The sequence below is a fragment of the Leptospira harrisiae genome (genome assembly GCF_002811945.1).
Classification (GTDB): Bacteria; Spirochaetota; Leptospiria; order Leptospirales; family Leptospiraceae; genus Leptospira_A; species Leptospira_A harrisiae.
The window spans coordinates 49,716-70,359 of sequence record NZ_NPDX01000003.1 but is presented as its reverse complement, the minus strand read 5'-3'; the positions used below and the strand labels follow the sequence as shown (position 1 = coordinate 70,359).

The following is a 20,644-nucleotide window of genomic DNA, read 5'->3' as shown; positions in this document are numbered from 1 at the left end:
AATCTAATCGTGTCTGAAAAAAAAGGCCCGATCAAAGGGATTCGCGATCGGATCACACAACTCTGGAACCAATATCCAAACTGGGGAAAAATTCCTCAGTTTTTGGAGTTACTTGAGAAAGGTCTCGACAAAGAGTTGTTTGTCGATCCAGATAAAAAAGAAATCCCCATCCCCATTGAAGACCTTCCTGTAGATGAAGTTTTACGAAAGTCCGGTTTCTTTCGTAATTTGTATGAAAAACTTTTTCCTGTATCGCATGTTTTTCGAATCACATACCGGTATGACCGTGAATTTTTGGATAACTTTATGCCATTGTCAAAAGATGGCTACATTGGTCGTGGTTCTTATAAGTTTGTATATAAACTTCCTTGGAACCAAGTGGTGAAAATTGGAAAATCAAAGTTACCATCTGATGCAATATTTGGATCCCTTTTCAAAGAAGTAGGGAGAGATCTTGCTCGTTTTTTGAAACCCGAGGAAATTGAACTTAGGGATTTTTTAAAAGCCAAAACAATCCGTGATTCTAAAAAAGATGAAATTGATTTTAAATTCAAACGTTTGGGATTGGAGAGATTACATTATTGGAAATTAAAGTCTCTCATTCCTGACCTAGTGGTTCCCACACGTTTTTTTATGGGGATGCGAGTCAGAAACAATCCTTTTGGAATTCCCAATGTCACTCTCACACCTTGTGATCAACAACCGTTACTTGCCGGAAAACATCTAAAAGAATTCACCATACGAAACGAAAAATTGGACCAAAATCCAATTATGGACAAACTGTTTCCGAAATGGAAATTGAATTTTGACTCTCATCGTTTTGGAGTAATTTCAAAAGCAAAACTAAAAAAAATTGCAGTAGATTTTAATCGCGTGATAGAAGTGACCAAATTTTTAGCAGAAGAAGAGAAATTGATTTTTGATATTCATGCTGAAAACATCATCATCACCTTACCAGACTTTGAATTAAAAATTTTTGATTTTCACGTCTTTGATGATTATTTGTATGAACCTTCCGAAGAAAATCCGACCCCAGAGATGGATCACATTCAAATCATTGAAGAATTTATCAAATCTTTTGAACTGGACTAATCCATGTTATTTTTTAAACGAAACTTACTTTCTTTTTATATATTAACAGTTATTTTTTTTTCCTTTGCCATTTACCAAACCTATAAGTGGAAGTGGATCTGCGATGATGCATATATTAGTTTTGTTTATGCTAGAAATTTATTCGAAGGTTCAGGTTTCGTTTTCAATTTAGGTGAAAGAGTTGAAGGTTATACAAATTTCCTTTGGACTCTTTTACTTTCCATGGGTTATTTTTTAAAATTAGAACCACAATGGTTCTCTCTAGTTTTGGGTAGTTTCTTTTACTTGATGGTGCTTATTGTTTTTTTCTATGAGGAAAATCGAATTTCCTTTGGTAAAATTTATCCTCTTCTTTTAGTGCATTTGGCTTTATTCTTTCACCTCCATATCTTTGCTACGTCAGGTTTAGAAACTTCCCTTTTTACTTTTTTAGTTTGTTTTGGACTCCTCTTATGGGAAAAAGAAAGTAATTTACTTTTTTTGTTGTTTTTACTAGCTGCGCTAGTTCGTCCGGAAGGAGCACTTTTTTTATTCATTGCTTCTCTTGATTGGATGTTTCGAAAAAGAAGTTGGATACCGGTATTATTCGGTGTTTTGTTTCTTGGTTTTTTAGGTTTCCGGTATTTTTATTATGGAGATCTCCTTCCAAATACGTTTTATGCAAAAGGAAATAAAGGAGCTTACTTTTCGCAAGGGATCTATTATCTTTTTTATTTTTTAAAGTCTTATCCTCTTTACCTTTTTGTCTTAGTTCTTTTCGGTGTGCAAACCTTCAAACGATTGAAATACCAAAAGAAAAATCGATTCCTCATTTCTTCAGTTCTTTTATACATATTTTATGTTTTGTATGTTGGCGGGGATTTTATGGGGATTCGGTTCTGGATTCCTATTTTACCATACATATCTTATTTGGCATTCCATCAAATTCATGATTGGGATTTGGATTCTCAAATTGAGTCCAAAAAAAAAACCTCCTTTCTATCTATTTATTCCAAAAACCAAATCCTTGTGGCTTTTCTTTTTATTTTATCCACTGCTGTGTATACGGATCCTTTAAAAATTAAAGGATCAAGGATTCCTGATTGGCATGGAATCGTCGAAGAACGAATGTTTTATGAAGATCACTTGATTAACACCTCTGGTTATGACAATAAGGCGCTTTCTGATTTTCGTGTTGCCTTTTTTGGTGCCCAAGCTCATTTTATTTTTTATTTAAGACCTTCCTTTGCATTTGAAGCGGAATCCGGTTTGACGGATAGAGAATTTGCCAAAAAGAAAATTGCCGTAAGGGGAAGAATCGGTCATGAAAGCGAATTAGAATTAAAAGATTTACTCGACCGTAAAATTGAGATCTTACTCGACAATCGACTTCATGGAACAAATTTGCCGCATATACAATACACTTGGAGGTCTATACCAATTAAGTTTTATCTTTTATCCTACGATCCTGCCAAAATGAATTCTCTTTGTATACGTAGTGATTGGAATTGTTCTGATTTATATCGATTTATGTTTGAGAATCATTGGGACAAAACACAACCGAGATCATTTGTCGAGACCAATGGAATTCAATAAAAAAATCTCCCTTTCATATGGAAAGATCCGGTTTGGTACTGCCGGCAAACAAAGTTTAGACGGTTTGAAGAAATTATTTCCTTCTTATCCCAAAAATCCAACAACCTGGAAAGAATATACGGAAGTTTGGGTGAAAGAAAAATTTGATTCTCCACTACCAAACGTTTTCACACTCAACCAAGTGCACGGAGATCTCCTCCACCAAGTGTTACCAGGACCGGTTAGCACAAATTCAGAATTGGATTGGGAGGGAGATGGGTTGTATACGGAATTGCCGAATTCCATTCTTGTAGTTCGCACAGCAGACTGTGTTCCCGTTTACTTATATTCAAACAAACGACCGTTTGTTGCCATAGTCCATTCTGGTTGGAAGGGATCTAGTTTAGGCATTACAGAACGAATGATTGAGAAGGCCATGCAATTAGGTTTGAAGGAAGAGGAACTTTATTTAGAAATTGGGCCTTATATCCAAGGTGCCGATTATGAAGTTGAAGAGGATGTTGCCCATTTTTTTATGCCATTAGGAAGGGAAGTTTGTCATGCGAAAGGAAAGGGAAAGTTTTTACTGGATGTGGGACTTGCGATTGAAGCCGGAGTGAAAGGACGTTTTCATAAAATCGGTGGGATACAGAATTTGCGGACGAATGTTTTCCAGAGCCCTCTTTACTTTAGCCACAGAGCCAAAGAAGAAGGCAGGAATATAAATTTTATACTTTGGGAATCTTAAGAAGAGTTTCTTTGATTTTCTCTAGGATTTTTTCTCGTTTGATCGGTTTGACAATATAATCCATTGCCCCGTTTTCGAGAAGTGCCTTGATGACCGAAGGTGTGTTTTCTTCGGAAATAAACAGAATCCTAGGAAGAACACCCATTTCTTTCATATCCCAGAAAGCTGCATAACCATCGACCTCGGGAAGAAAAATCTCAATGGTCACAAGATCAATCTGTTGGCGATTGTCTTTGTACATTTGCAAAAGTTCTTTTCCCGTTTCGGCAACTCCAATGATTTTGAAACCTTCCGATTCCAAAATTTGTTGGAGTTGTTTGGATTGGAATTTGGAATTCTCAGCAATGAGAATTTGGTAAGGTCTGCCTGTCGGTCCGATGCCTGTTTGCATAATAGTTCTTCCGTAGTTTATCCAAGTGCCTTTTCGATTTCAACACCAATTTCTTTCGTACCGAGGACAGATGTGCCTTCTTCGGCGATATCTCTTGTGCGAAATCCCTGCTTTAGAACCGTTCGAATGGCATTTTCAATTGCCACTGCTTCTGTTTCCAATCCAAAAGAGTATCGTAACATGAGTGCCCCTGATAGGATTTGTGCGATGGGGTTTGCAATCCCTTTTCCTGCAATGTCTGGAGCGGATCCACCGGAAGGTTCGTAGAGTCCAAATCCTGATTCAGAAAGGGAAGCTGAAGGTAACATCCCTATGGAACCAGTAATGATGGATGCTTCGTCTGACAAAATATCACCGAACATATTTTCGCAGAGCATCACATCAAATTGTTTTGGTTTTACAATGAGCTGCATGGCAGCATTGTCCACATAGAGATGTTCTAAAGTGCAATCAGAGTATTCTGCTTTATGTAGTGCTACAACCACTTCTCTCCACAACACGGATGTGGTGAGAACATTTGCTTTATCAATACTTGTTACTTTTTTGTTTCGTTTTCTCGCGGCATCAAAGGCTGTGCGTGCAATTCTTTCAATTTCGCGACGAGAATACCGCATGGTGTCGAAAGCAAATTCTTCAGGTCCACTGCCTTCTCTACCTTTTGGTTTTCCAAAATAAATTCCGGATGTTAATTCCCTAAGGATTAAAATATCGAGTCCATCACCGATGATGTCACCACGGATGGGACTTGCTTTTTTTAATTCTGGGTAGATGATCGCAGGACGAAGGTTAGCAAATAAATCAAAATGTTTTCGAAGTGGGAGGAGGGCACCGCGTTCCGGTTGTCTTTCTGGAGGAAGAGTTTCCCACTTTGGTCCGCCGACAGAACCAAAAAAGATGGCACTGGATGATTCACATAGTCTTAGAGTTTCCTCAGGAAGTGGAAATCCTGTCGCATCAATGGCTGCACCACCAACTAATGCATGTTCGAAGGTAAATTCGGAAGATTTGTTTCCTAATGCTTTTTTGACCACAGAAAGGGCCACATCCATTACTTCTGGTCCAATTCCGTCACCGGCAAGTACTGCTACTTTTTTCATTTCATATCCTTTAATACTGATTCTAAAATATCCAATCCTTCTGTTGCTTTTTCGATGCTTAAGATGAGAGGAGGAATAATTCTAATAACATTTCCTGCTGTGCTATTCACAACAAGGCCTCGTTTCAAACATTCTTCCACAACAGGTCTCGATTCGGAATACAATTCCACACCGATGTGTAATCCACGTCCCCTGACTTGTTTGATTTTTCCAGTTGATTCCATCATGGTTTTCAAACGTGCAAACATTTGTTCTGAGATGGTCGAGACATGATCGAGTAAGTTACGTGATAAAATGATTTTGAATGTTTCGAATGCAGCAACACAGGCCAAATGGTTTCCGCCAAATGTAGAACCATGCATCCCTCGTTCTAAAACTCCTTCGTATTCTTTCGCAACGACAAGAGCGCCAATGGGAAATCCGGAACCAAGTGCTTTGGCAAGAGTAAAAGCATCTGGATACATTCCGTAATGTTCAAAACAAAACATCTTTCCTGTTCTACCCATTCCCGTTTGGATTTCATCAAAAACAAGTAGAGAATTTGTTTCTTCTGTGAGTTTACGAGCTAAGTTTACAAACGATTGGCTAAGCGGAATGACTCCACCTTCACCTATGATGAGTTCCATAATGATTCCGGCTATGGACTCGCCGTATTGGTCAAATGCTTGGATGAGCGAGTCTTCGTTATTGGCTTCTACAAAGTATACATCTGAAGCCAAATCCCCAAATCCAGAACGAACAGCTTCGTTTCCAGTCATGGTCATTGCAGAAAGAGTTCTGCCATGAAAACTAGAGTGGAGGGCAAGGATCACAGGTTTATCGATATTTTTTTTCACCCCATGTCTACGCATGAGTTTAAAAGCGGCTTCGTTTGCCTCAGTTCCTGAATTACATAAAAACACTTTTCCAGGAATGCTGTTTTCGATGATGACCTCGGCAAGTTTTGCTTGTTCTTCCGAATAATAGAGGTTAGATGAATGGAGGATTTTGTCCATTTGGTTTCGCATGGCTTCAATTAGGTCCGCTTCCCCGTGGCCTAAATTGGAAACAGCGATTCCTGCAAGAAAATCAATATAACCTTTGTTATCTTGGTCGAAGATCATCTCTCCTACGCCATATTCAAAAGCAACCGGATAACGGTTGTATGTGTTTAGGAGATACTTGTCAGAAAGTTTTTTGATTTCTTCGAATTTAGTTTTGGTATTGTTACTCATTTTAGACCTGCCAGTTGTAAAAATTCTGTTTCTGCTAGGGAAATTTCTTTCCCGAGAGACTCCCATAAACTGGAAATCTCTGATTGTTTTTTTGGTTTTTTTAAGGAAGCGAAGGAAGAGTAAACTTTTACCTTTGGTTCTGTTCCAGAAGGCCGAATGGTGAGTTTAGCATTTCCTTCCAGTTCCACTTGGATGACATTGGATTTTGGCATTCCTTTGAACGCAGAAGTTTTGGCTTTTCCATCAGCTTTTTGTGTTTCGTAATCTAAAACTCCCACAACCTTTCTACCACCAATGGTTTTCCCAATTAAGTTTTCTGACCTAAGTGTTTCGATGGATTTTTTAATTTTGTCTTGGCCAGAACTTCCTTCCAATGTCAATGAATACAAACTTTCACGGTACAATCCATATTTTAAATAAATCGCATTGAGGTAGGAAAGGAGATCTCCTTTTTCAGCAAGGATTTCTACAAAGAGTAAAGCACTGGATAAAGAGTCTTTGTCCCGAACAAAGGGTACGGGTAAGTATCCGTAAGATTCCTCACCACCAAACAAGAAGACATTATTTTTCTTTGATTCAATTTGTTTCATCTCTTCTGCGATGTATTTGAATCCCGTGAGTACGTTTTTGATTTTGATTCCGTTTTTTTTCGCAATCGCTTCTTGTAAGTCAGTTGTCACAATGGTTTTTACCAAATGATAGACTTTGGTTTTAGATTTTTTCCTTTCGGAAAGGTAAGCTGCCATGATGGAACCAATTTGGTTTCCATTGAGGTATTCGTATTCCCCATCAGGACGACGAACTCCTACACCCAGTCTATCAGCATCTGGATCTGTGGCAATGAAGGTGGCTGCTTTTTTCTTTTTGGCGTGAAACTCACATAAGGCGAGAGCTTCTTTTTCTTCTGGATTTGGGTATTTTACAGTTGGAAATTCCCCGTCCGGTTTTTTTTGTTCAGGAACAAGGAAAACCGATTTATACCCAAAGAAATTTAACATTTCTTTCATATAATCGCCACCCGTTCCATGTAACGGAGAGTATACGATTCCTAAATCATTTCTTGTTTTTGGTTTTACTGAGGAAAGGATCCCTGCTTGTTTTAAATCCTTTAAATAGGTTTTGAAAACTACTGGTCCTACAGATTTTACGAATTTTTTATATTCTTTGTCTGTTTTTTTGACAAGAGGAATAGTCGACCAGTCACTGATCCCACTAATCCTTCCAATGATAAGTGAGTCATCTGGAGGAACCAGTTGCCCTCCGTCTGCAAGGTAAGCTTTGAATCCATTATACTCAGGTGGATTGTGAGATGCTGTGATGACAATCCCACCACTTGCTTTGTAATAACGGATGGCATAAGATAAAAGTGGGGTAGGAGTAACCTTAGGAAAAATATAAACCTTTACTCCTAGTTTGGCGGCAATACCCGCAGAGAGTTCTGCAAATTCTTTAGAGAGCCTTCTTGAATCATAAGCGATGACGATGGAGGCATCTTTTTTTGTATCTCTTAAATAACTGATAAAACCAAGAGCAGCACGACCCACCGTATAGAGGTTCATCTTGCCGATTCCATTTCCAATTTTTCCCCGAATTCCCCCCGTTCCGAAAGTGAGTGGACTTGCGTAGGCATCGACGAGTTCCGAACGGATCCCCGCCTTCCAATCTTCGAGAGCCTTTTTGGCTTCATTCTGGATTTCCGATGAAAAAGGTGATTTCGTCCAAGATAGGATATTGTCTTCTGGTTTCAACATAGCTTACATACTAATCTTTTGAAGCTAAGTAGTCTGGAAATCAATTTTGGAACCTAGAGAATTTTTCATAGAAGACCGATTGGAACGTTTCCGCCTAAAGGCATTTTGCAATTTAGGGGAGAGTGGGCTTGGTTTTTTTCGTTTAGAAGAAGTGCTAAGGATGGCAAATGTTTCTGTCTCGGAACTTTCGGACATTCCTATGAATGATGCACCGAACCAAGGTTCCCTGGAATTACGTAAGGCAATTGCCAATTTGTATCCTGGTGTTTCGCCAAACCAAGTCCTTGTCACTACGGGAACTGGTGAGGCCTTGTACTTGGCATTTCATCTCATGGTAAAACCCAAAACCAAGGTGGCTCTCATTTGGCCTGCCTTCCAAGCATTGTATGAAATTCCCAAAATGTTAGGAGCCACAATCATCCAAGTGCCACATGAAGTCGCATTCCAATCTTCTACTTGGAAAGAAATTGATGCCGATCTTTATATCTTAAACCATCCCCACAATCCTACAGGAAAAACTTTTCCTGATTCCGAATGGGAAAGTCTTCTCGGTTGGTTTCGCGAAAAAAAGAAACAAGTTCTATTTGATGAACACTACCGGTTTTTACCAGGTGTCGGATTTATGGGAAGGACGGGTGTGGATACAAACCATTCTTTTTATGGAACTGGTTCTTTTACGAAATGTTTTGGAGTCACAGGGCTTAGGGTAGGATGGCTAATTGCAGAGGAATCTTTTATAGCAAGGGCCCGTTCTTTTAAAGACTACTTAACTCATACTGTTTCTCCCATTTCCGAAAAAATTGCCCTTGGACTTTTGGAAAATAAAGAATCGTTTTTGCCGGACATCCAGTCCCGGGTGCGAAACAATATCGCAAAGTTTACTTCGCTTTGGAAGGAACTTCCCCAGACCAAAGACTTTACTGTACCGAAAGGGGGACTTGTGGGCTGGCTGAAATTAGAATCAGGAATATCTTCCGAAGTATATGCCGACAGACTTTTTGAAAAAACGGGTGTTTTTGTTCTTCCAGGATCTAATTTTGAAGTAGAAGGTTTCCTTCGCATAGGATTTGGGGAAACGGAAGAGCGAATGGCAGAAGGCCTAAAGCGATGGAAAGAATGTACGGATCTCATTTAAAGTCTAGCCTCCAACTGTTTCCAGGAATTGGTGAAAAAAAAGAAAAACAACTGTTTGGTGTTGGTGTTTATGATTGGGTATCTCTCCTCCAATACCAAAAACAAAAAAATGATCCTCTCCTTCCTTCTGTTTCCATTTTAGAGGAACGCCTCGAAGAATTAGAACACGAACTCTCTGAAGCCAATTTTAGTTTTTTTACTACAGAACTTCCAAGCCTTGAATACTGGAGGTTATGGCAGAACTTCCCCGAACGATTTTGTTTTTTAGACATTGAAACCACAGGAATTTCGGAATCCTCAGTCACTACAGTTGTGAGTCTCTACCAAGACAAACGGATGTTAACTTTTGAAAGAGGAAAAGATTTAGAATTTCTTTTTGATTCTATTTCTCCTGAAGACATCCTTGTGACTTACAATGGGAAAAGGTTTGATGTTCCCTTTTTAGAAAGGGAATTTCGTTATCGAGTCAAAAATCCGCAACTGGATTTGATGAATCTTTTGCATTCGATAGGAGTCAAAGGTGGTCTTAAAAAATCCGAAGTGTTACTGGGTCTTGTTCGACCCGAAGAGATAGCAGGAATGGATGGAAGGCAAGCACCACTACTTTGGTTTGAATACCAAAGGACTAATAACAAAGAAGCTTTAGAAAAACTAATCGCTTACAACAGAGAAGATACTAAAAATTTAGAAATTGTTTTGGAAAAAACAATCGATCGGCTAACAGAAAACCGTTTGTTTTAGTGCGGCCCGTACATATACTCTCTGAGTATACTCATCTCCGCTTGGGTTCTTGTCAGTTTGGTTTTGACTGCATCTCCAATGGAGATAAGACCAATGATTTTATCCCCGTCAAGAACTGGCATATGGCGAAATCTTTTGGTGATCATATTGTTTAAGATATCATCCACGTCTTCTTCGGGGCCTGCCACTGTGAGTTGAGTGGTCATTACATCTTTTAGTTTGATTTTGTCTAGGTTGGCATGGTCTTTGGCGACCACTCGCATGAGATCTCGTTCCGTAAAGATTCCCACCAGTTTTCCCTGGAAGGTCACAATGAGAGATCCTACTTTTGCACCCACCATCATCTGGGTGGCTTCCAATACATTTCTATCTTCTTCGATGGAAAGAACAGAGGACGCTTTGTCTTTTAGAATATCTTTTACGGACATGCCTCAAGATTTATAGGAATGAAAGTGAGATAGCAAGAATTTTTTAAACAGAGAGGATTGTGAAACGGGTTTTTGGAGCGTATCGGGATCGAACCGATGACCTTCTGAATGCAAATCAGATGCTCTCCCAGCTGAGCTAACGCCCCGTATCATAATGGGCCTGACAAGATTTGAACTTGTGACCCCTCGCTTATCAAGCGAGTGCTCTAACCAACTGAGCTACAGGCCCGGGATACGAACAGTATTTTTCGAGAGGGGTCTATGGGCAATCTTTTTTTAAGATTATTTTAAGAAAGAAAACTAGAAAAAATCAGAGTGAAATTTCTAAGATTAGGTCATCTAACAAGAGTAATGCCTGTAGTTGCCATTGGAAAATTCCATTGCGGGTGGAACAGAATCCTTTTTTTTCCCAACCCTCAATGGTTTTTAAATATTTGGATTTGGATTTTTCATCCAAATACGTATCAATAAAATCTAAATACCGAAAGGGAGAAAACAATCGAAATAGTGTGAGACTTAGTTCTGTAGAAGGATCAATTGTTTCGTATTTGGTAGATGTTTCTTTTTTCTGATAGAGTGAAGCGTTTCTTGGATTGCCATACCTGTGTCCTGCAATCATTCCATGCGCTCCAGGACCAATGCCTAAATAAGGTTCATAAGTCCAATATTTCAAATTATGTAAGGATTCAAATCCCGGTTTTGCATAATTGGAGACTTCATACCAAAGGTATCCATGGTCTTTTAAGATCTTTGGCAATTGGATGAGGATTTCGGATTGTAGGTTTTCTTCCGGTTCTGTTTTTTTGTGATCGGTTACATCGCGAGAATACTGGGTTCCTTTTTCTAAAGTTAAAGAATACAAACTCAAATGCGGAAGGCCGGCCTTTAGAAAAAGAGATAAATCAGTGAAAAATGATTCTTTCGAAACACCAGGAATTCCATACATCAAATCAATTCCCACACGTTTGATCGGAGATTTGGTAAGCACATCCACAAGAGCATGGTAACGATCTTCATCATAATGACGTCCTAAGAATTCGAGTCCTTTTTTCTCTAAGGTTTGGACTCCCACATTCACTCGGTTGATGCCAATGGAATTGTATTCGGCAAGTAGGTCAGAACTCAAATCTTCGGGATTGACTTCGATAGAAATCTCTGGATTCTCCGAAAAAGAAAACTCGGATCTTAAAAAATCTAAAAGTTCTTTCCAGTGTTTTGCGGAAGCCTTGGAAGGAGTACCTCCACCAAAAAATACAGTATCAATATTGCGGGTTTTTATTTCAGGAAAATGATTTACCCTATCTAAAATTTCTTTTTGGTAAGACTGAAAAAGCGACTTTTCATCGTTAGCTGGTGCTGCTCCAATTCCTTCTGAATAAAAATCACAATAATCGCATTTTTTAAAGCAGTAGGGGTAGTGGACATAGACTCCCAAATAAGAATTTCGGACTTGCCAGATGGACTGTTTCTCTAATATTTCCATGAGTATGAAAGGAATTGTATCGATTTTTATTTTTTTAGGAATCGTTACCTCATCTATCCTTTCACAGACAGTTGTAGAACCAAATCAAAACTTTGTTTGGGAATCTTTTTCTTTTGTTTTTCCTGAATCTGTAGTGGTAAAATCAGAGATGACGATGAATAAAAAACTCACCGTTTACCCGGCAAAACGAGATGGATTTTTTATGGTGGTGCGGACTCTACCTTGGCACGAACCATTGATGGATCAATTCCTTTGGAGAGATTCCGTTTTTAGTCGGGGAATCGAACCCAAAGAAATCCAAAAAAAAGTTGGGACCCGAAACTTTCAAATATTCCAGGCGGACCAAATTCGAAACCAAAATGCCCTTCGTAACCAAGTTTGGATTGGTCTGGATACAAAACCTGGATTGTGGATCTGGATCCAATGGAAGACGGATCGCAAAGACCTAACCGAATTCTTTGAATCCAACCTGTTTCTTCCGCTTTAAGGTCTAATCTTTTGTTTTATGCTTGTCTCTACTTATTTCCCCGAAAGATTGGAAGTCAGTGGGGCCTATAGCTCAGTTGGTTAGAGCAGCAGACTCATAATCTGCGGGTCGAAGGTTCGAGCCCTTCTGGGCCCACAAAACAGGAAAGGTAACGATATTCTATGGAGTTTTATGAAGTAAAAATCTCTGATATCAGCCTGACCAATGTTGGCTTTGCTGTTTTCCTGAGACCAAAAGATTCGGAAGACAAACGTGTGGTTCCGATTTTCATTGGTCCACTGGAAACCCACTCCATCACTACGGTCATCGATGGAACCAAACCCCCAAGACCCATGACACATGATCTTATGTTGTACATGTTAACTTCTCTTGGAGCCACAGTTCTTAAAATCACCATCGAAGAAATCATCGATAGTACCTTTTATGCCAAAATCCAACTTCGGAAAGACGAGGAAATCATTACTTTGGATGCACGGCCCTCCGATTCCATTGCCCTGGCTTTGCGTGCTAATGCCCCTATTTATATCGCTAAATCAGTGTTAGATGAAACTGGGATCATCATGAAAGAAGATGAAATCCAAGGCGAGAGTATTTCCTCTGAGAAAAAAATCCAAGCATTGCCAAAATCAAACCTTCAAATTCTAGAAGAAACATTGGAAAATGCTTTAAAAACTGAAGATTACGAAACCGCAGCAAAAATCCGAGACCAAATCAAAAAGCTTATCGAAAATAGTTGAGAGAGTCTTTCTTCTTTACTATGTCACATAGAAAATCCGTACATTCGAATTTTTTAATTGTAATCCCATCTCAACCTTCCTAGACTTAGAATCCAAAAATAGGTGCATTCGCCCTTCGATAGGAAAGTTGTATGGAAAAATTGGTTATGGATGTTGTCAATGCTGGAATTGCTCTCTTTCGTTCAGGAGAAGAAAAGTTAAAAACTGCAGTTGTCGATTTAGAAAAAGTTTATAATGATCTAAAGTCAAAAGGGGAATTGGATAAATCGGCTGAATCCCAAAAGATTCGTGACCTCTTAAGCAAAACAATTGCAGATGCACAAGGTGCGATTGGAAAAACAAACGCAAGTTACGACGAAGTGCTAACAAAACTTCAGGCAAATTACCAATCAATTTATCAACAAATTGATACGGCAATTCCTCCTCAAGTGAAAGAAAAGTTGAAACAAACGTTAGATGAACTAAAAGTTTTGATCGAAAAAGCAAAATCGAAATAGTTTTTTTAATTTTTAGTTTGTGAAATTTAAGAAAAGGCCACAGAGTTTTCTGTGGCTTTTTTTATTTGTGCTTGGAGATTAGTCTAGATGAGTACGTCCCCAAAACGAATCAAATTCATACTTTTCCTGATTGTTTTTACGGACATGATGGGTTTTTCCCTCCTGTTTCCTTTGTTCCCCAAAACCTTAGAATTCTTCTTATTAAAGGGTGACGATGTTTTGTTCAGAATGTTCTATTCGGCAGCAAACCTTTTGTCTTTTGGTGGGGATACAAAATACACCTTTGTATTGTTTGGTGGAATTTTGGGAAGTATCTATAGCTTTTTACAGTTTATTGCGGCCCCTGTTTGGGGAAGATTTTCTGACCATTCTGGAAGACGGGCGATTTTACTGTTTACCACTCTCGGTAATACTGTTGGATATTTACTTTGGTTGTTTTCTTCGCAGTTCTGGATGTTTGTCCTAAGCCGTGTCATCACGGGAATGATGGGTGGCAATCTATCTGTGGCCTCCGCTGCCATGGCTGATCAAACTGATGAAAAATCAAGAGCAGCCGGAATGGGTTTTTTGGGAGCAGGAATTGGACTTGGATTTGTCATGGGTCCTCTCCTTGGAGGAATTAGTTCCCAATGGACATTTTTGGATTCCTTTTACAAAGAAGGATCGATGGTTGTGTTTCCCGCTTCTGCCTTATTTGCGATTTTGGCTTCGCTTCTCACAGTCATTTTAGTTTTTGTGTTTTTGCCACATAACAAACCAGAGGTGGTTCCTGAAAAAGAAATCCATCCATTCCTTTCTTTGAAAAAAATCGAGTCCCGGAATTTAGTACGTATTTCTCTTCTTAATTTACTTTTTGTGCTTAGTTTTTCTGGATTTGAATTTGTTGTGAATTTTTTTCTCTCCGATACTTTTCAGTTTTCTCCCAAAGAAATTGGATTCACTTTTTTATATATCGGAATCATCATTATACTCGTGCAAGGTGGTGTTGTGCGAAGACTTTCTGGAAAAATTTCTGAAAAACGAATTTCTCTTTATGGAGCAGTATTCGTTGTGATCGGGATGGGTTTACTTGTTTCGTTTGGAACTAGTTTTACAGGATTATTCATTTCCTTATTTTTTTTGGCTTTTGGAAGTGCACTCGTGAACCCTGGGCTTTCTTCCTTTGCTTCGCTTGAAAGTGGGAGGGGAGATTTGGGAAGGTCACTCGGACTCTTTCGAAGTTTTGGTTCCCTCGGAAGAGCCGTATCTCCTGTCGTATTTTCTTTGTTATACTTTCAAAAAGGACCTAGTTTGGCCTTCTTTGTATCCTTTGTCCTTCTTATTGGATTCGGATTATTACTGTATACGCAAAAAGAAAAAACAGCCTACTAAAGAAAGGATTCTAATTTTGCACGAAGCATGGGAAACATCAGTTTCTCATCTAACTTTTCCCCGGTAAGGGATGTGCGGAGTAGAAAACTATCTCTGATTTTGCCGTCAAAACTATTGGCGGTAAAACTAATGATATCAATTCCTAAATGAAAGAGAGATTCCGTAATCTGAAATAAAATTCCCGGAGTGTCTTTCATTCGTAAATCCATAACTGTAAAATCAGAAGAGATAGGATTGTAAAGTTTGAGAGTCGCTTCAGAATCACCAATTTTACGAACAAGAACTTCTTCTTTTGCATTTTCACGTAAATACATGGCTACCGTTTTTCCCTCATAAAAAAGAGCGTAGAGGTCAGTTCGGATTTGAGACAAAAGTTCCTCTGTCATTTCTCCTCCGTCCCAACTGCGAATGACAAATAGATCTTGGACATGTCCATCACTTGCGGTTTCAGCAACTGCCTCTAAAATATCCCACCTATGGTTATAGAGAACGGAAGTGACCCGGTAAAGGATTCCTAAATCATCTTGGGAAAGAGAAATTTTCAGTAGGGTTGTATCTTTTCTGGGAACACAGGACACATGTAGGATGGGTTTTTTGATTTCTTGCATAGTTTGTGCCATAGAACTCTCCCTTAAAATCGGCATTTTGCTTAGAACGTAAACAAACGGTGATCAGGAAGACCCGAACCGGTTCTAAAAAAGCCGTTCCTCAATGAAATTGCAAAAAGGATGCCAAAACTTATTTAAAAGGAAAATTTTGCACCCACCATCACTGATTGGACATTTTGAGCTACAATTGCCTCCATAGTGAGTTTGGCGATGAGCGCATTGATTTCAATTCCAGCGATAAGGAAGTTTGTTGTGTTCGGTGCTTGGGCTTTTCCACTTAAGTCCATGGTAAGTGTACCTGTTTTGGTTTGTCCAAGTGCCGATGCTGGGATGAGTGCGGCGATTTCAGGAGAAAGAGATGCAGAAATGGCAGAAGAATCCAATGCCAAAGTTAAGGGACCGGAGCGAGATAAGTTGAGGCTTGAGCTTCCAAAGTTCATTGAAGCCCCAGCACCTGCGAAGATAGTAAAAAAGTAAAACATACGAAAACCGGTACGAATGTCGATGGGAACACTTGTGACCGTACTTGAGTAATTAAAAGTAGTGGAGCCGCCCCAAGTTCCAATGGCAGGACCTAAGGTGATGGTCTGTGTTTTTTTATCATTATAGGTAACATCAATTTCTTGTTTTTGGTAGTGGAGTCCAAGTCCCATCGAAATTCCCGAAAATTCAAAAAGTCCAATTCCATCAGAATAATTTTCAATGATATGGAAACGCAAAGTAAACCCACCAGTGGTAATGTCTCCACCAAGTTGCACGTTTTTACTTTGCGCCTCCACTGCCTTTTGGACATCACCTTGAGCGAAGTTGAATTTAAAACCATGAAGGTACAAATTGAATCTATGTAGAAAGGTTTTTAGTTCTGGTTCTGTATCAGAAGGTCCTCCTCCCATAAGCCATCCCAAGTTTACCGCCACAACAAAATTAGGTGCAAGAGAGGCACCGACATTGGGTAATTTTTGAAAACTTAAACTTTGGTAAGCAACGTTGATGTCTTCTTTTTGTTGGCCAGCAACTGTGAGTCCCGCTCCCACTTGGAATCGGTTCACAATTCCTGGGCCCATAAGAGAAGAGTTGATATTGGAAATGACAGCTGCCTCTGACATGGAAGAGAGAACTTTGTCTGTGTATTGGAGTTGTAAAGCAGTGTCTAAACTATTGATTTGTGATTGGATCGTAGCTGGCAAAATGGTACAGGCATCACCTGTACAAGTCACTTTTGCTTGGATGGAACCGTTTGGAATGAGCCCAAAACCAATGGTGATAAATAAGAACCCAATACGGAATTTCATGTCGCCCCTAGTATACCAAATATCGGAGATTGGTCTATGCTTTCTTAACAAATGGAAGGCATTCTATTTCCTGGTTTACAGGCAAGAAATTGCAGATAAAATAGAAGGATGGCACCCATCCAAGAAAAACGGAAATATGTCCGAGTACAACCACTAGAAAAAGAACCAGTTGAAATCCATCTGATGGGGACGGCCCTCCTGGATGTCCTAAAAGCAAGTGACATAAGTATGGGAGGGGTAGGGGTCATTGCACCCAATCATTTTGATGAATGGGATATGGACGAAACAGTCGAAATTCTTGTGGCTCTTCCTGGTGATTTAGAAGACTTTTTGGCTCGCGGCGTGATCAAGCAAATTGGCAAAAAATCCAAAGAAACTGGGCTCTACGGGGTGCAGTTTACAGAAATTTCTACCAAGGGAAAACAGGACTTACAAGTTTACGTGAACCGAATGATCAGGCAAGGTCGCGAAGTGAAATAAACCAATTTAGTTTTAGATTATCTCTTTACCAATTTTATGTAATTATAGAGAAATCAAAGTTTTCTTTTTTTCTCTATAAGCCCTTCCTTAGTAGTTGTTAGAATTATTCTAATAATAGTAGTTTACATTCAATTCCAAATGTTAGCATATATTAATGTTTGGAGGTTGTTGTATGGCAATGTTTCGACTATCAGGTGTTTCTAGGTTAGACCAACTCAAAATATACGCACCGATTTTTTTACAAGCCTTAGAAGATTCTCATAAACGAGAATTGATGATTACCGACCAAGCATCCAAAGTTCTTTCTACATTGAGAAAACTTTGTGTACCTGACTTAAATCAAAGTTATTTTGCCTTCCAGTTAAATGTAGATACAATTAAAGAAAATGAATTAAAAGTTTATGGAAAGCCTATGGTTTCGCTCATCCAGAATTTATTAGACAACCATTTGGCGATGCCAATTTTTTATTTAACCAGAGTCGAGGAGGTGGAAACTGCAAATCTAATTCCATCTTTTTCCTCAATGATAGGACCAATCCAAGTGGAATTGGCAATTGTTTCTTATTCCGGCGATCGGTCCGAAGAAAAGTATGCACTGGCCTTCAATGCAATTGCTGCAAGATCCTTTGTTAATCTTCAAAACTTTTTAGTAGATAATTATAAATGGGAAATATCCGATTTTTTTCAAATTCCATTTGAATTGTTAAATTTAAAACCAAATTCAATCATACGTAATTTATTGGAGGAATTTGAAACTCCGTTTGGCATTCAGTTAGAATTTAAAGAGGAATTGGTCGACTATCTGGAACAAGGGTTTCTTAATTCTGAAATTTATTATTTTATACCTTCTGTGGGTTGGATATATTTTGATACAACAGAACCAATTCAAAGAGAAGAAGAGTATTCTCCTTTTTTTGAACAAATGATTGTTCCCAAACTTTTAGAATTAGAGCCAAGTTTAAAAGAAGCATACGAATTAATGAAAACCAAAATTTCTGAGACAAAGTTTGATGAATTAAGAAGTAAAACTTACTTACCTCAAATTGAATTTGCTGAAACAATTGATTCCATTCTTTCTAAAGAAACAACTCCTACTCTGGAGTTTGTTAAAGTTTACCATTTACTTTGTTCGAAAGCTGAAAAAATGTCTGAAGAAAAAGCGGAAAGGGAAGCCAAACAACATTTTGATATTCTATATACTATGATGAAAATGGGTGATAATTTTATCAGCCGATTTTTGTTAATTGGTCAAACATTGTATTCAGGAAGGGATCGAGTCATTGAAGCCCTGAAAAATACAGATGATGTGATGCATTGTGAGTATTATTTTAATTCAACATTTTATTGGGTTTTTCTTTCGAAAGATATAGATTCCGTAATGATTGTATTAGATAAAATTATCGAACAATATTATGAAGGGGATCATACACTTTATATATTTGAAGTGTTAATGGAGAAATATCCAGAGGTGAAAAAAAGTTTTTTAACCAATCGAAAGTTTAAAACTTCGTATAAAGTTGCAAAAAATAAAGTTTATTGGAAACAAGTTTCTATTTTTCAACGAATGTTTCGGTTTTTTATTGGTGATGAATTTCCTACTGATTGGGAAAAAAATATCTTATCGAAGGTCAAATACACCCAAATGAAAGCTAAATACCTTCCGCGAATGAATAAAACGAAACCTGTTTGATTTCCTATGGATCCTAGAATATTGACTTGCCAAAAAAAACTTTTATCCTCATTTGAGAGATAACCGTTAGGGGTGCTATTTCCTTTGTCCATCAAACATTTGGTGGGCGGGGATGGCTGAGAAATACCCTTTTTGAACCTGATCCTGGTAATGCTTGCGAAGGGAAACGTGAAAAGTCCTAAAATGTTTGTTTCGTGTGATACACAGCAAGGTTTTAGATTCGAATCATTCTTTTTCTTTTTTTAGTGCATTTCATGATCAGATCCGGTTAAGGAAAACTGACTATGGAAACAAACTCCACCCATCCCATCACCATTCCAGAAACAACCATTACACTTTCTAATCAAACCAAGTTTCAGTCCTATCGAACGGAAGGTATGTTTTGTATCCATGAGAATGAATACGATTATAAAAAAGGAATCCCAAAACTACGAGAACCCTGGATTCAATCTCGGGAAACTAGAGGGGATAAAAATTTTTCCCAATTGTATTATGCCAAAAGAGACATCATCACAGAAGAAATGATGTATGTAGCAAAAAGAGAAGGGATGGCACCAGAATTTGTTTTGAACGAAGTAAAAATTGGCAGGGCCATCATTCCATCAAACAAACGTCATACGGAACTCGAACCGATGATCATTGGTAAAAAGTTTTTGGTAAAAATTAATGCTAATATTGGAAACTCCGCCATTCTTTCTTCCATTGATGATGAAGTGGAAAAACTGAGATGGTCTTTACATTGGGGTGCTGACACTGTGATGGATCTTTCCACGGGAAAAAATATCCATGAAACCAGAGAATGGATCATCAGAAACTCTCCAGTCCCAATTGGAACCGTTCCTCTTTACCAAACTTTGGAAAAGGTAAAAGGAAAGGTAGAAGATCTGAACATAGATGTATTTTTAGAAACTTTGGAAGAACAGGCAGAACAAGGTGTGGATTATTTTACAATCCATGCGGGAGTTCTTCGGGATTATATCCACCTAACAGACAAAAGAATCACCGGGATTGTATCTAGAGGAGGGTCTATTCTTGCTAAATGGTGTAACCACCATAAAAAGGAAAATTTTCTTTATGAACATTTTGATGCAATCTCAAAAGTCATGCAAAAATATGGAGTCTCATATTCACTTGGTGATGGCCTCCGGCCAGGTTGTATCAATGATGCCAACGATGAAGCACAATTTGCCGAACTCAAAACTTTGGGGGAACTCACAAAACGTGCCTGGGCCGATGATGTGCAAGTAATGGTAGAAGGTCCGGGGCACGTTCCCATGCATCTGATTCAGGAAAATGTGCGTCTCCAAGAAGAGATTTGTATGGAAGCTCCGTTTTATACACTCGGGCCACTTGTGACAGACATAGCACCAGGTTATGACCATATCACTTCAGCCATCGGAGCAGCAATGATTGCATGGTATGGAACGGCAATGCTTTGTTATGTGACGCCAAAAGAACATTTGGGCCTTCCGAACAAACAAGATGTAAAGGACGGGGTAATTGCTTATAAAATTGCAGCCCATGCGGCCGATCTTGCCAAAGGTCATCCTGGAGCCAAAGAAAGAGATGATTTGTTAAGCAAAGCTCGGTTTGAATTTCGATGGGAAGACCAATTTGCACTTTCCCTTGATCCGGAACTGGCAAGGTCCTACCATGATGAATCCCTTCCACAAGATGGAATGAAAAAGGCACATTTTTGTTCTATGTGTGGCCCGCATTTTTGTTCTATGCGCCTTACAACGGATTTGCGAAAGGAAACGGCAGAAGAAGTGGGAGTGTTAGATTCGAAAGGATAGATTGGATTTCGGTCAAAAACACACTGTAAAATCAAAAAACCCGGGCATTCTGC

20 protein-coding genes and 3 tRNA genes are annotated in these 20,644 nt (G+C 38.8%); 13 read left to right on the top strand and 10 right to left on the bottom strand.

All coding sequences use genetic code 11. From position 1 onward, the window contains the following. Window positions 1-30 precede the first annotated feature (30 nt). Genes CH364_RS12105 through CH364_RS12095 form a run of 3 tightly spaced genes read left to right on the top strand, consistent with a single transcriptional unit; the run spans window position 31 to window position 3,394 of the window. A complete protein-coding gene (locus CH364_RS12105; RefSeq protein ID WP_243401427.1) occupies window positions 31-1,092 on the top strand; it encodes a hypothetical protein in 1,062 nt (353 codons plus the stop codon). 3 nt (window positions 1,093-1,095) lie between these two features. Beyond that, complete coding sequence (locus tag CH364_RS12100) at window positions 1,096-2,667, top strand: hypothetical protein (RefSeq protein WP_100744632.1); 1,572 nt, start codon at window positions 1,096-1,098, stop codon at window positions 2,665-2,667. Then, window positions 2,654-3,394 (top strand): purine nucleoside phosphorylase YfiH/LACC1 family protein, encoded by a 741-nt coding sequence (locus CH364_RS12095; protein ID WP_100744633.1) that lies wholly within the window; start codon window positions 2,654-2,656, stop codon window positions 3,392-3,394. Before CH364_RS12100 ends, CH364_RS12095 begins: the two co-directional genes overlap by 14 nt. On the opposite strand, the gene CH364_RS12090 is transcribed toward CH364_RS12095, so the two are convergent. The 4 genes from CH364_RS12090 to CH364_RS12075 are packed head-to-tail and all read right to left on the bottom strand — an operon-like array spanning window position 3,375 to window position 7,847. Further along, window positions 3,375-3,785 (bottom strand): response regulator, encoded by a 411-nt coding sequence (locus CH364_RS12090; protein ID WP_004785265.1) that lies wholly within the window; start codon window positions 3,783-3,785, stop codon window positions 3,375-3,377. The two genes, CH364_RS12095 and CH364_RS12090, sit on opposite strands and share 20 nt — an antisense overlap. Before the next feature lie 17 nt (window positions 3,786-3,802). After that, window positions 3,803-4,882 (bottom strand): 3-isopropylmalate dehydrogenase, encoded by a 1,080-nt coding sequence (gene leuB / locus CH364_RS12085; RefSeq protein WP_100744634.1) that lies wholly within the window; start codon window positions 4,880-4,882, stop codon window positions 3,803-3,805. Continuing rightward, entirely contained in the window at window positions 4,879-6,096 is a 1,218-nt protein-coding gene (locus CH364_RS12080; protein WP_100744635.1) for an aspartate aminotransferase family protein, read from the bottom strand. Before CH364_RS12080 ends, leuB begins: the two co-directional genes overlap by 4 nt. Beyond that, entirely contained in the window at window positions 6,093-7,847 is a 1,755-nt protein-coding gene (locus CH364_RS12075; RefSeq protein WP_100744636.1) for a phospho-sugar mutase, read from the bottom strand. Before CH364_RS12075 ends, CH364_RS12080 begins: the two co-directional genes overlap by 4 nt. 46 nt (window positions 7,848-7,893) lie before the next feature. Here CH364_RS12075 and CH364_RS12070 point away from each other — a divergent pair, with 46 nt between their 5' ends. Together CH364_RS12070 and CH364_RS12065 are read left to right on the top strand one after the other, a co-directional pair. After that, window positions 7,894-8,982 carry a pyridoxal phosphate-dependent aminotransferase gene (locus CH364_RS12070; protein WP_100744637.1) on the top strand — a complete coding sequence of 363 codons (1,089 nt, stop codon included), beginning with the start codon at window positions 7,894-7,896 and terminating at the stop codon, window positions 8,980-8,982. After that, window positions 8,964-9,722 carry a ribonuclease H-like domain-containing protein gene (locus tag CH364_RS12065; RefSeq protein WP_100744823.1) on the top strand — a complete coding sequence of 253 codons (759 nt, stop codon included), beginning with the start codon at window positions 8,964-8,966 and terminating at the stop codon, window positions 9,720-9,722. The genes CH364_RS12070 and CH364_RS12065 overlap by 19 nt, the downstream gene beginning before the upstream one ends. Here the strand turns inward: CH364_RS12065 and CH364_RS12060 are convergent. From CH364_RS12060 to hemW, 4 genes are all read right to left on the bottom strand, one after another. Further along, the gene (locus tag CH364_RS12060) at window positions 9,719-10,150 is read right to left on the bottom strand and encodes a CBS domain-containing protein (protein WP_100744638.1); all 432 of its coding nucleotides are present in this window, start codon (window positions 10,148-10,150) and stop codon (window positions 9,719-9,721) included. The genes CH364_RS12065 and CH364_RS12060 overlap by 4 nt on opposite strands. Before the next feature lie 73 nt (window positions 10,151-10,223). After that, a tRNA-Ala gene (locus tag CH364_RS12055) sits at window positions 10,224-10,296 on the bottom strand. A 9-nt stretch (window positions 10,297-10,305) separates the two neighbouring features. Then, window positions 10,306-10,379: transfer RNA gene (locus CH364_RS12050), tRNA-Ile, on the bottom strand. A gap of 81 nt (window positions 10,380-10,460) precedes the next feature. Then, the gene (hemW, locus tag CH364_RS12045) at window positions 10,461-11,633 is read right to left on the bottom strand and encodes a radical SAM family heme chaperone HemW (protein ID WP_100744639.1); all 1,173 of its coding nucleotides are present in this window, start codon (window positions 11,631-11,633) and stop codon (window positions 10,461-10,463) included. 4 nt (window positions 11,634-11,637) lie between these two features. On the opposite strand from hemW, the gene CH364_RS12040 reads away from it, so the two are divergent. The 5 genes from CH364_RS12040 to CH364_RS12020 all read left to right on the top strand — a co-directional run bounded on the left by CH364_RS12040 (window position 11,638) and on the right by CH364_RS12020 (window position 14,725). After that, window positions 11,638-12,120 carry a hypothetical protein gene (locus tag CH364_RS12040; protein WP_100744824.1) on the top strand — a complete coding sequence of 161 codons (483 nt, stop codon included), beginning with the start codon at window positions 11,638-11,640 and terminating at the stop codon, window positions 12,118-12,120. Between the two features lie 61 nt (window positions 12,121-12,181). After that, a tRNA-Ile gene (locus CH364_RS12035) sits at window positions 12,182-12,255 on the top strand. Between the two features lie 26 nt (window positions 12,256-12,281). After that, window positions 12,282-12,857, top strand: coding sequence for a bifunctional nuclease family protein (locus CH364_RS12030; protein WP_004786440.1), 576 nt, complete (start codon window positions 12,282-12,284; stop codon window positions 12,855-12,857). A gap of 131 nt (window positions 12,858-12,988) precedes the next feature. Then, complete coding sequence (locus CH364_RS12025; RefSeq protein ID WP_100744640.1) at window positions 12,989-13,354, top strand: phasin-related domain-containing protein; 366 nt, start codon at window positions 12,989-12,991, stop codon at window positions 13,352-13,354. Between the two features lie 87 nt (window positions 13,355-13,441). Beyond that, complete coding sequence (locus tag CH364_RS12020; RefSeq protein WP_100744641.1) at window positions 13,442-14,725, top strand: MFS transporter; 1,284 nt, start codon at window positions 13,442-13,444, stop codon at window positions 14,723-14,725. Here CH364_RS12020 and CH364_RS12015 read toward each other — a convergent pair. Then, a complete protein-coding gene (locus tag CH364_RS12015) occupies window positions 14,722-15,345 on the bottom strand; it encodes a hypothetical protein (protein ID WP_100744642.1) in 624 nt (207 codons plus the stop codon). The genes CH364_RS12020 and CH364_RS12015 overlap by 4 nt on opposite strands. Before the next feature lie 122 nt (window positions 15,346-15,467). After that, on the bottom strand, window positions 15,468-16,625 hold the full coding sequence (locus CH364_RS12010) for an Lsa36 family surface (lipo)protein (RefSeq protein WP_100744643.1): 1,158 nt from the start codon (window positions 16,623-16,625) through the stop codon (window positions 15,468-15,470). Window positions 16,626-16,733: 108 nt separating this feature from the next. Here CH364_RS12010 and CH364_RS12005 point away from each other — a divergent pair, with 108 nt between their 5' ends. From CH364_RS12005 to thiC, 3 genes are all read left to right on the top strand, one after another. After that, window positions 16,734-17,105, top strand: coding sequence for a PilZ domain-containing protein (locus CH364_RS12005; protein WP_100744644.1), 372 nt, complete (start codon window positions 16,734-16,736; stop codon window positions 17,103-17,105). A 172-nt stretch (window positions 17,106-17,277) separates the two neighbouring features. Further along, window positions 17,278-18,795 (top strand): hypothetical protein, encoded by a 1,518-nt coding sequence (locus tag CH364_RS12000; protein ID WP_100744645.1) that lies wholly within the window; start codon window positions 17,278-17,280, stop codon window positions 18,793-18,795. Between the two features lie 284 nt (window positions 18,796-19,079). Continuing rightward, window positions 19,080-20,591, top strand: a complete 1,512-nt coding sequence (gene thiC / locus CH364_RS11995; protein WP_100744646.1) for a phosphomethylpyrimidine synthase ThiC — start codon at window positions 19,080-19,082, stop codon at window positions 20,589-20,591. Window positions 20,592-20,644 lie beyond the last annotated feature (53 nt).

What these genes read in the sequence shown, in the direction of transcription:
- CH364_RS12100 (WP_100744632.1), top strand. Translation starts at nt 1,096, where the DNA reads ATGTTATTTTTTAAACGAAACTTACTTTCTTTTTATATATTAACAGTT.
- CH364_RS12095 (WP_100744633.1), top strand. Translation starts at nt 2,654, where the DNA reads ATGGAATTCAATAAAAAAATCTCCCTTTCATATGGAAAGATCCGGTTT.
- CH364_RS12090 (WP_004785265.1), bottom strand. Translation starts at nt 3,785, where the DNA reads ATGCAAACAGGCATCGGACCGACAGGCAGACCTTACCAAATTCTCATT.
- leuB (WP_100744634.1), bottom strand. Translation starts at nt 4,882, where the DNA reads ATGAAAAAAGTAGCAGTACTTGCCGGTGACGGAATTGGACCAGAAGTA.
- CH364_RS12080 (WP_100744635.1), bottom strand. Translation starts at nt 6,096, where the DNA reads ATGAGTAACAATACCAAAACTAAATTCGAAGAAATCAAAAAACTTTCT.
- CH364_RS12075 (WP_100744636.1), bottom strand. Translation starts at nt 7,847, where the DNA reads ATGTTGAAACCAGAAGACAATATCCTATCTTGGACGAAATCACCTTTT.
- CH364_RS12065 (WP_100744823.1), top strand. Translation starts at nt 8,964, where the DNA reads ATGTACGGATCTCATTTAAAGTCTAGCCTCCAACTGTTTCCAGGAATT.
- CH364_RS12060 (WP_100744638.1), bottom strand. Translation starts at nt 10,150, where the DNA reads ATGTCCGTAAAAGATATTCTAAAAGACAAAGCGTCCTCTGTTCTTTCC.
- hemW (WP_100744639.1), bottom strand. Translation starts at nt 11,633, where the DNA reads ATGGAAATATTAGAGAAACAGTCCATCTGGCAAGTCCGAAATTCTTAT.
- CH364_RS12040 (WP_100744824.1), top strand. Translation starts at nt 11,638, where the DNA reads ATGAAAGGAATTGTATCGATTTTTATTTTTTTAGGAATCGTTACCTCA.
- CH364_RS12030 (WP_004786440.1), top strand. Translation starts at nt 12,282, where the DNA reads ATGGAGTTTTATGAAGTAAAAATCTCTGATATCAGCCTGACCAATGTT.
- CH364_RS12025 (WP_100744640.1), top strand. Translation starts at nt 12,989, where the DNA reads ATGGAAAAATTGGTTATGGATGTTGTCAATGCTGGAATTGCTCTCTTT.
- CH364_RS12020 (WP_100744641.1), top strand. Translation starts at nt 13,442, where the DNA reads ATGAGTACGTCCCCAAAACGAATCAAATTCATACTTTTCCTGATTGTT.
- CH364_RS12015 (WP_100744642.1), bottom strand. Translation starts at nt 15,345, where the DNA reads ATGGCACAAACTATGCAAGAAATCAAAAAACCCATCCTACATGTGTCC.
- CH364_RS12010 (WP_100744643.1), bottom strand. Translation starts at nt 16,625, where the DNA reads ATGAAATTCCGTATTGGGTTCTTATTTATCACCATTGGTTTTGGGCTC.
- CH364_RS12005 (WP_100744644.1), top strand. Translation starts at nt 16,734, where the DNA reads ATGGCACCCATCCAAGAAAAACGGAAATATGTCCGAGTACAACCACTA.
- CH364_RS12000 (WP_100744645.1), top strand. Translation starts at nt 17,278, where the DNA reads ATGGCAATGTTTCGACTATCAGGTGTTTCTAGGTTAGACCAACTCAAA.
- thiC (WP_100744646.1), top strand. Translation starts at nt 19,080, where the DNA reads ATGGAAACAAACTCCACCCATCCCATCACCATTCCAGAAACAACCATT.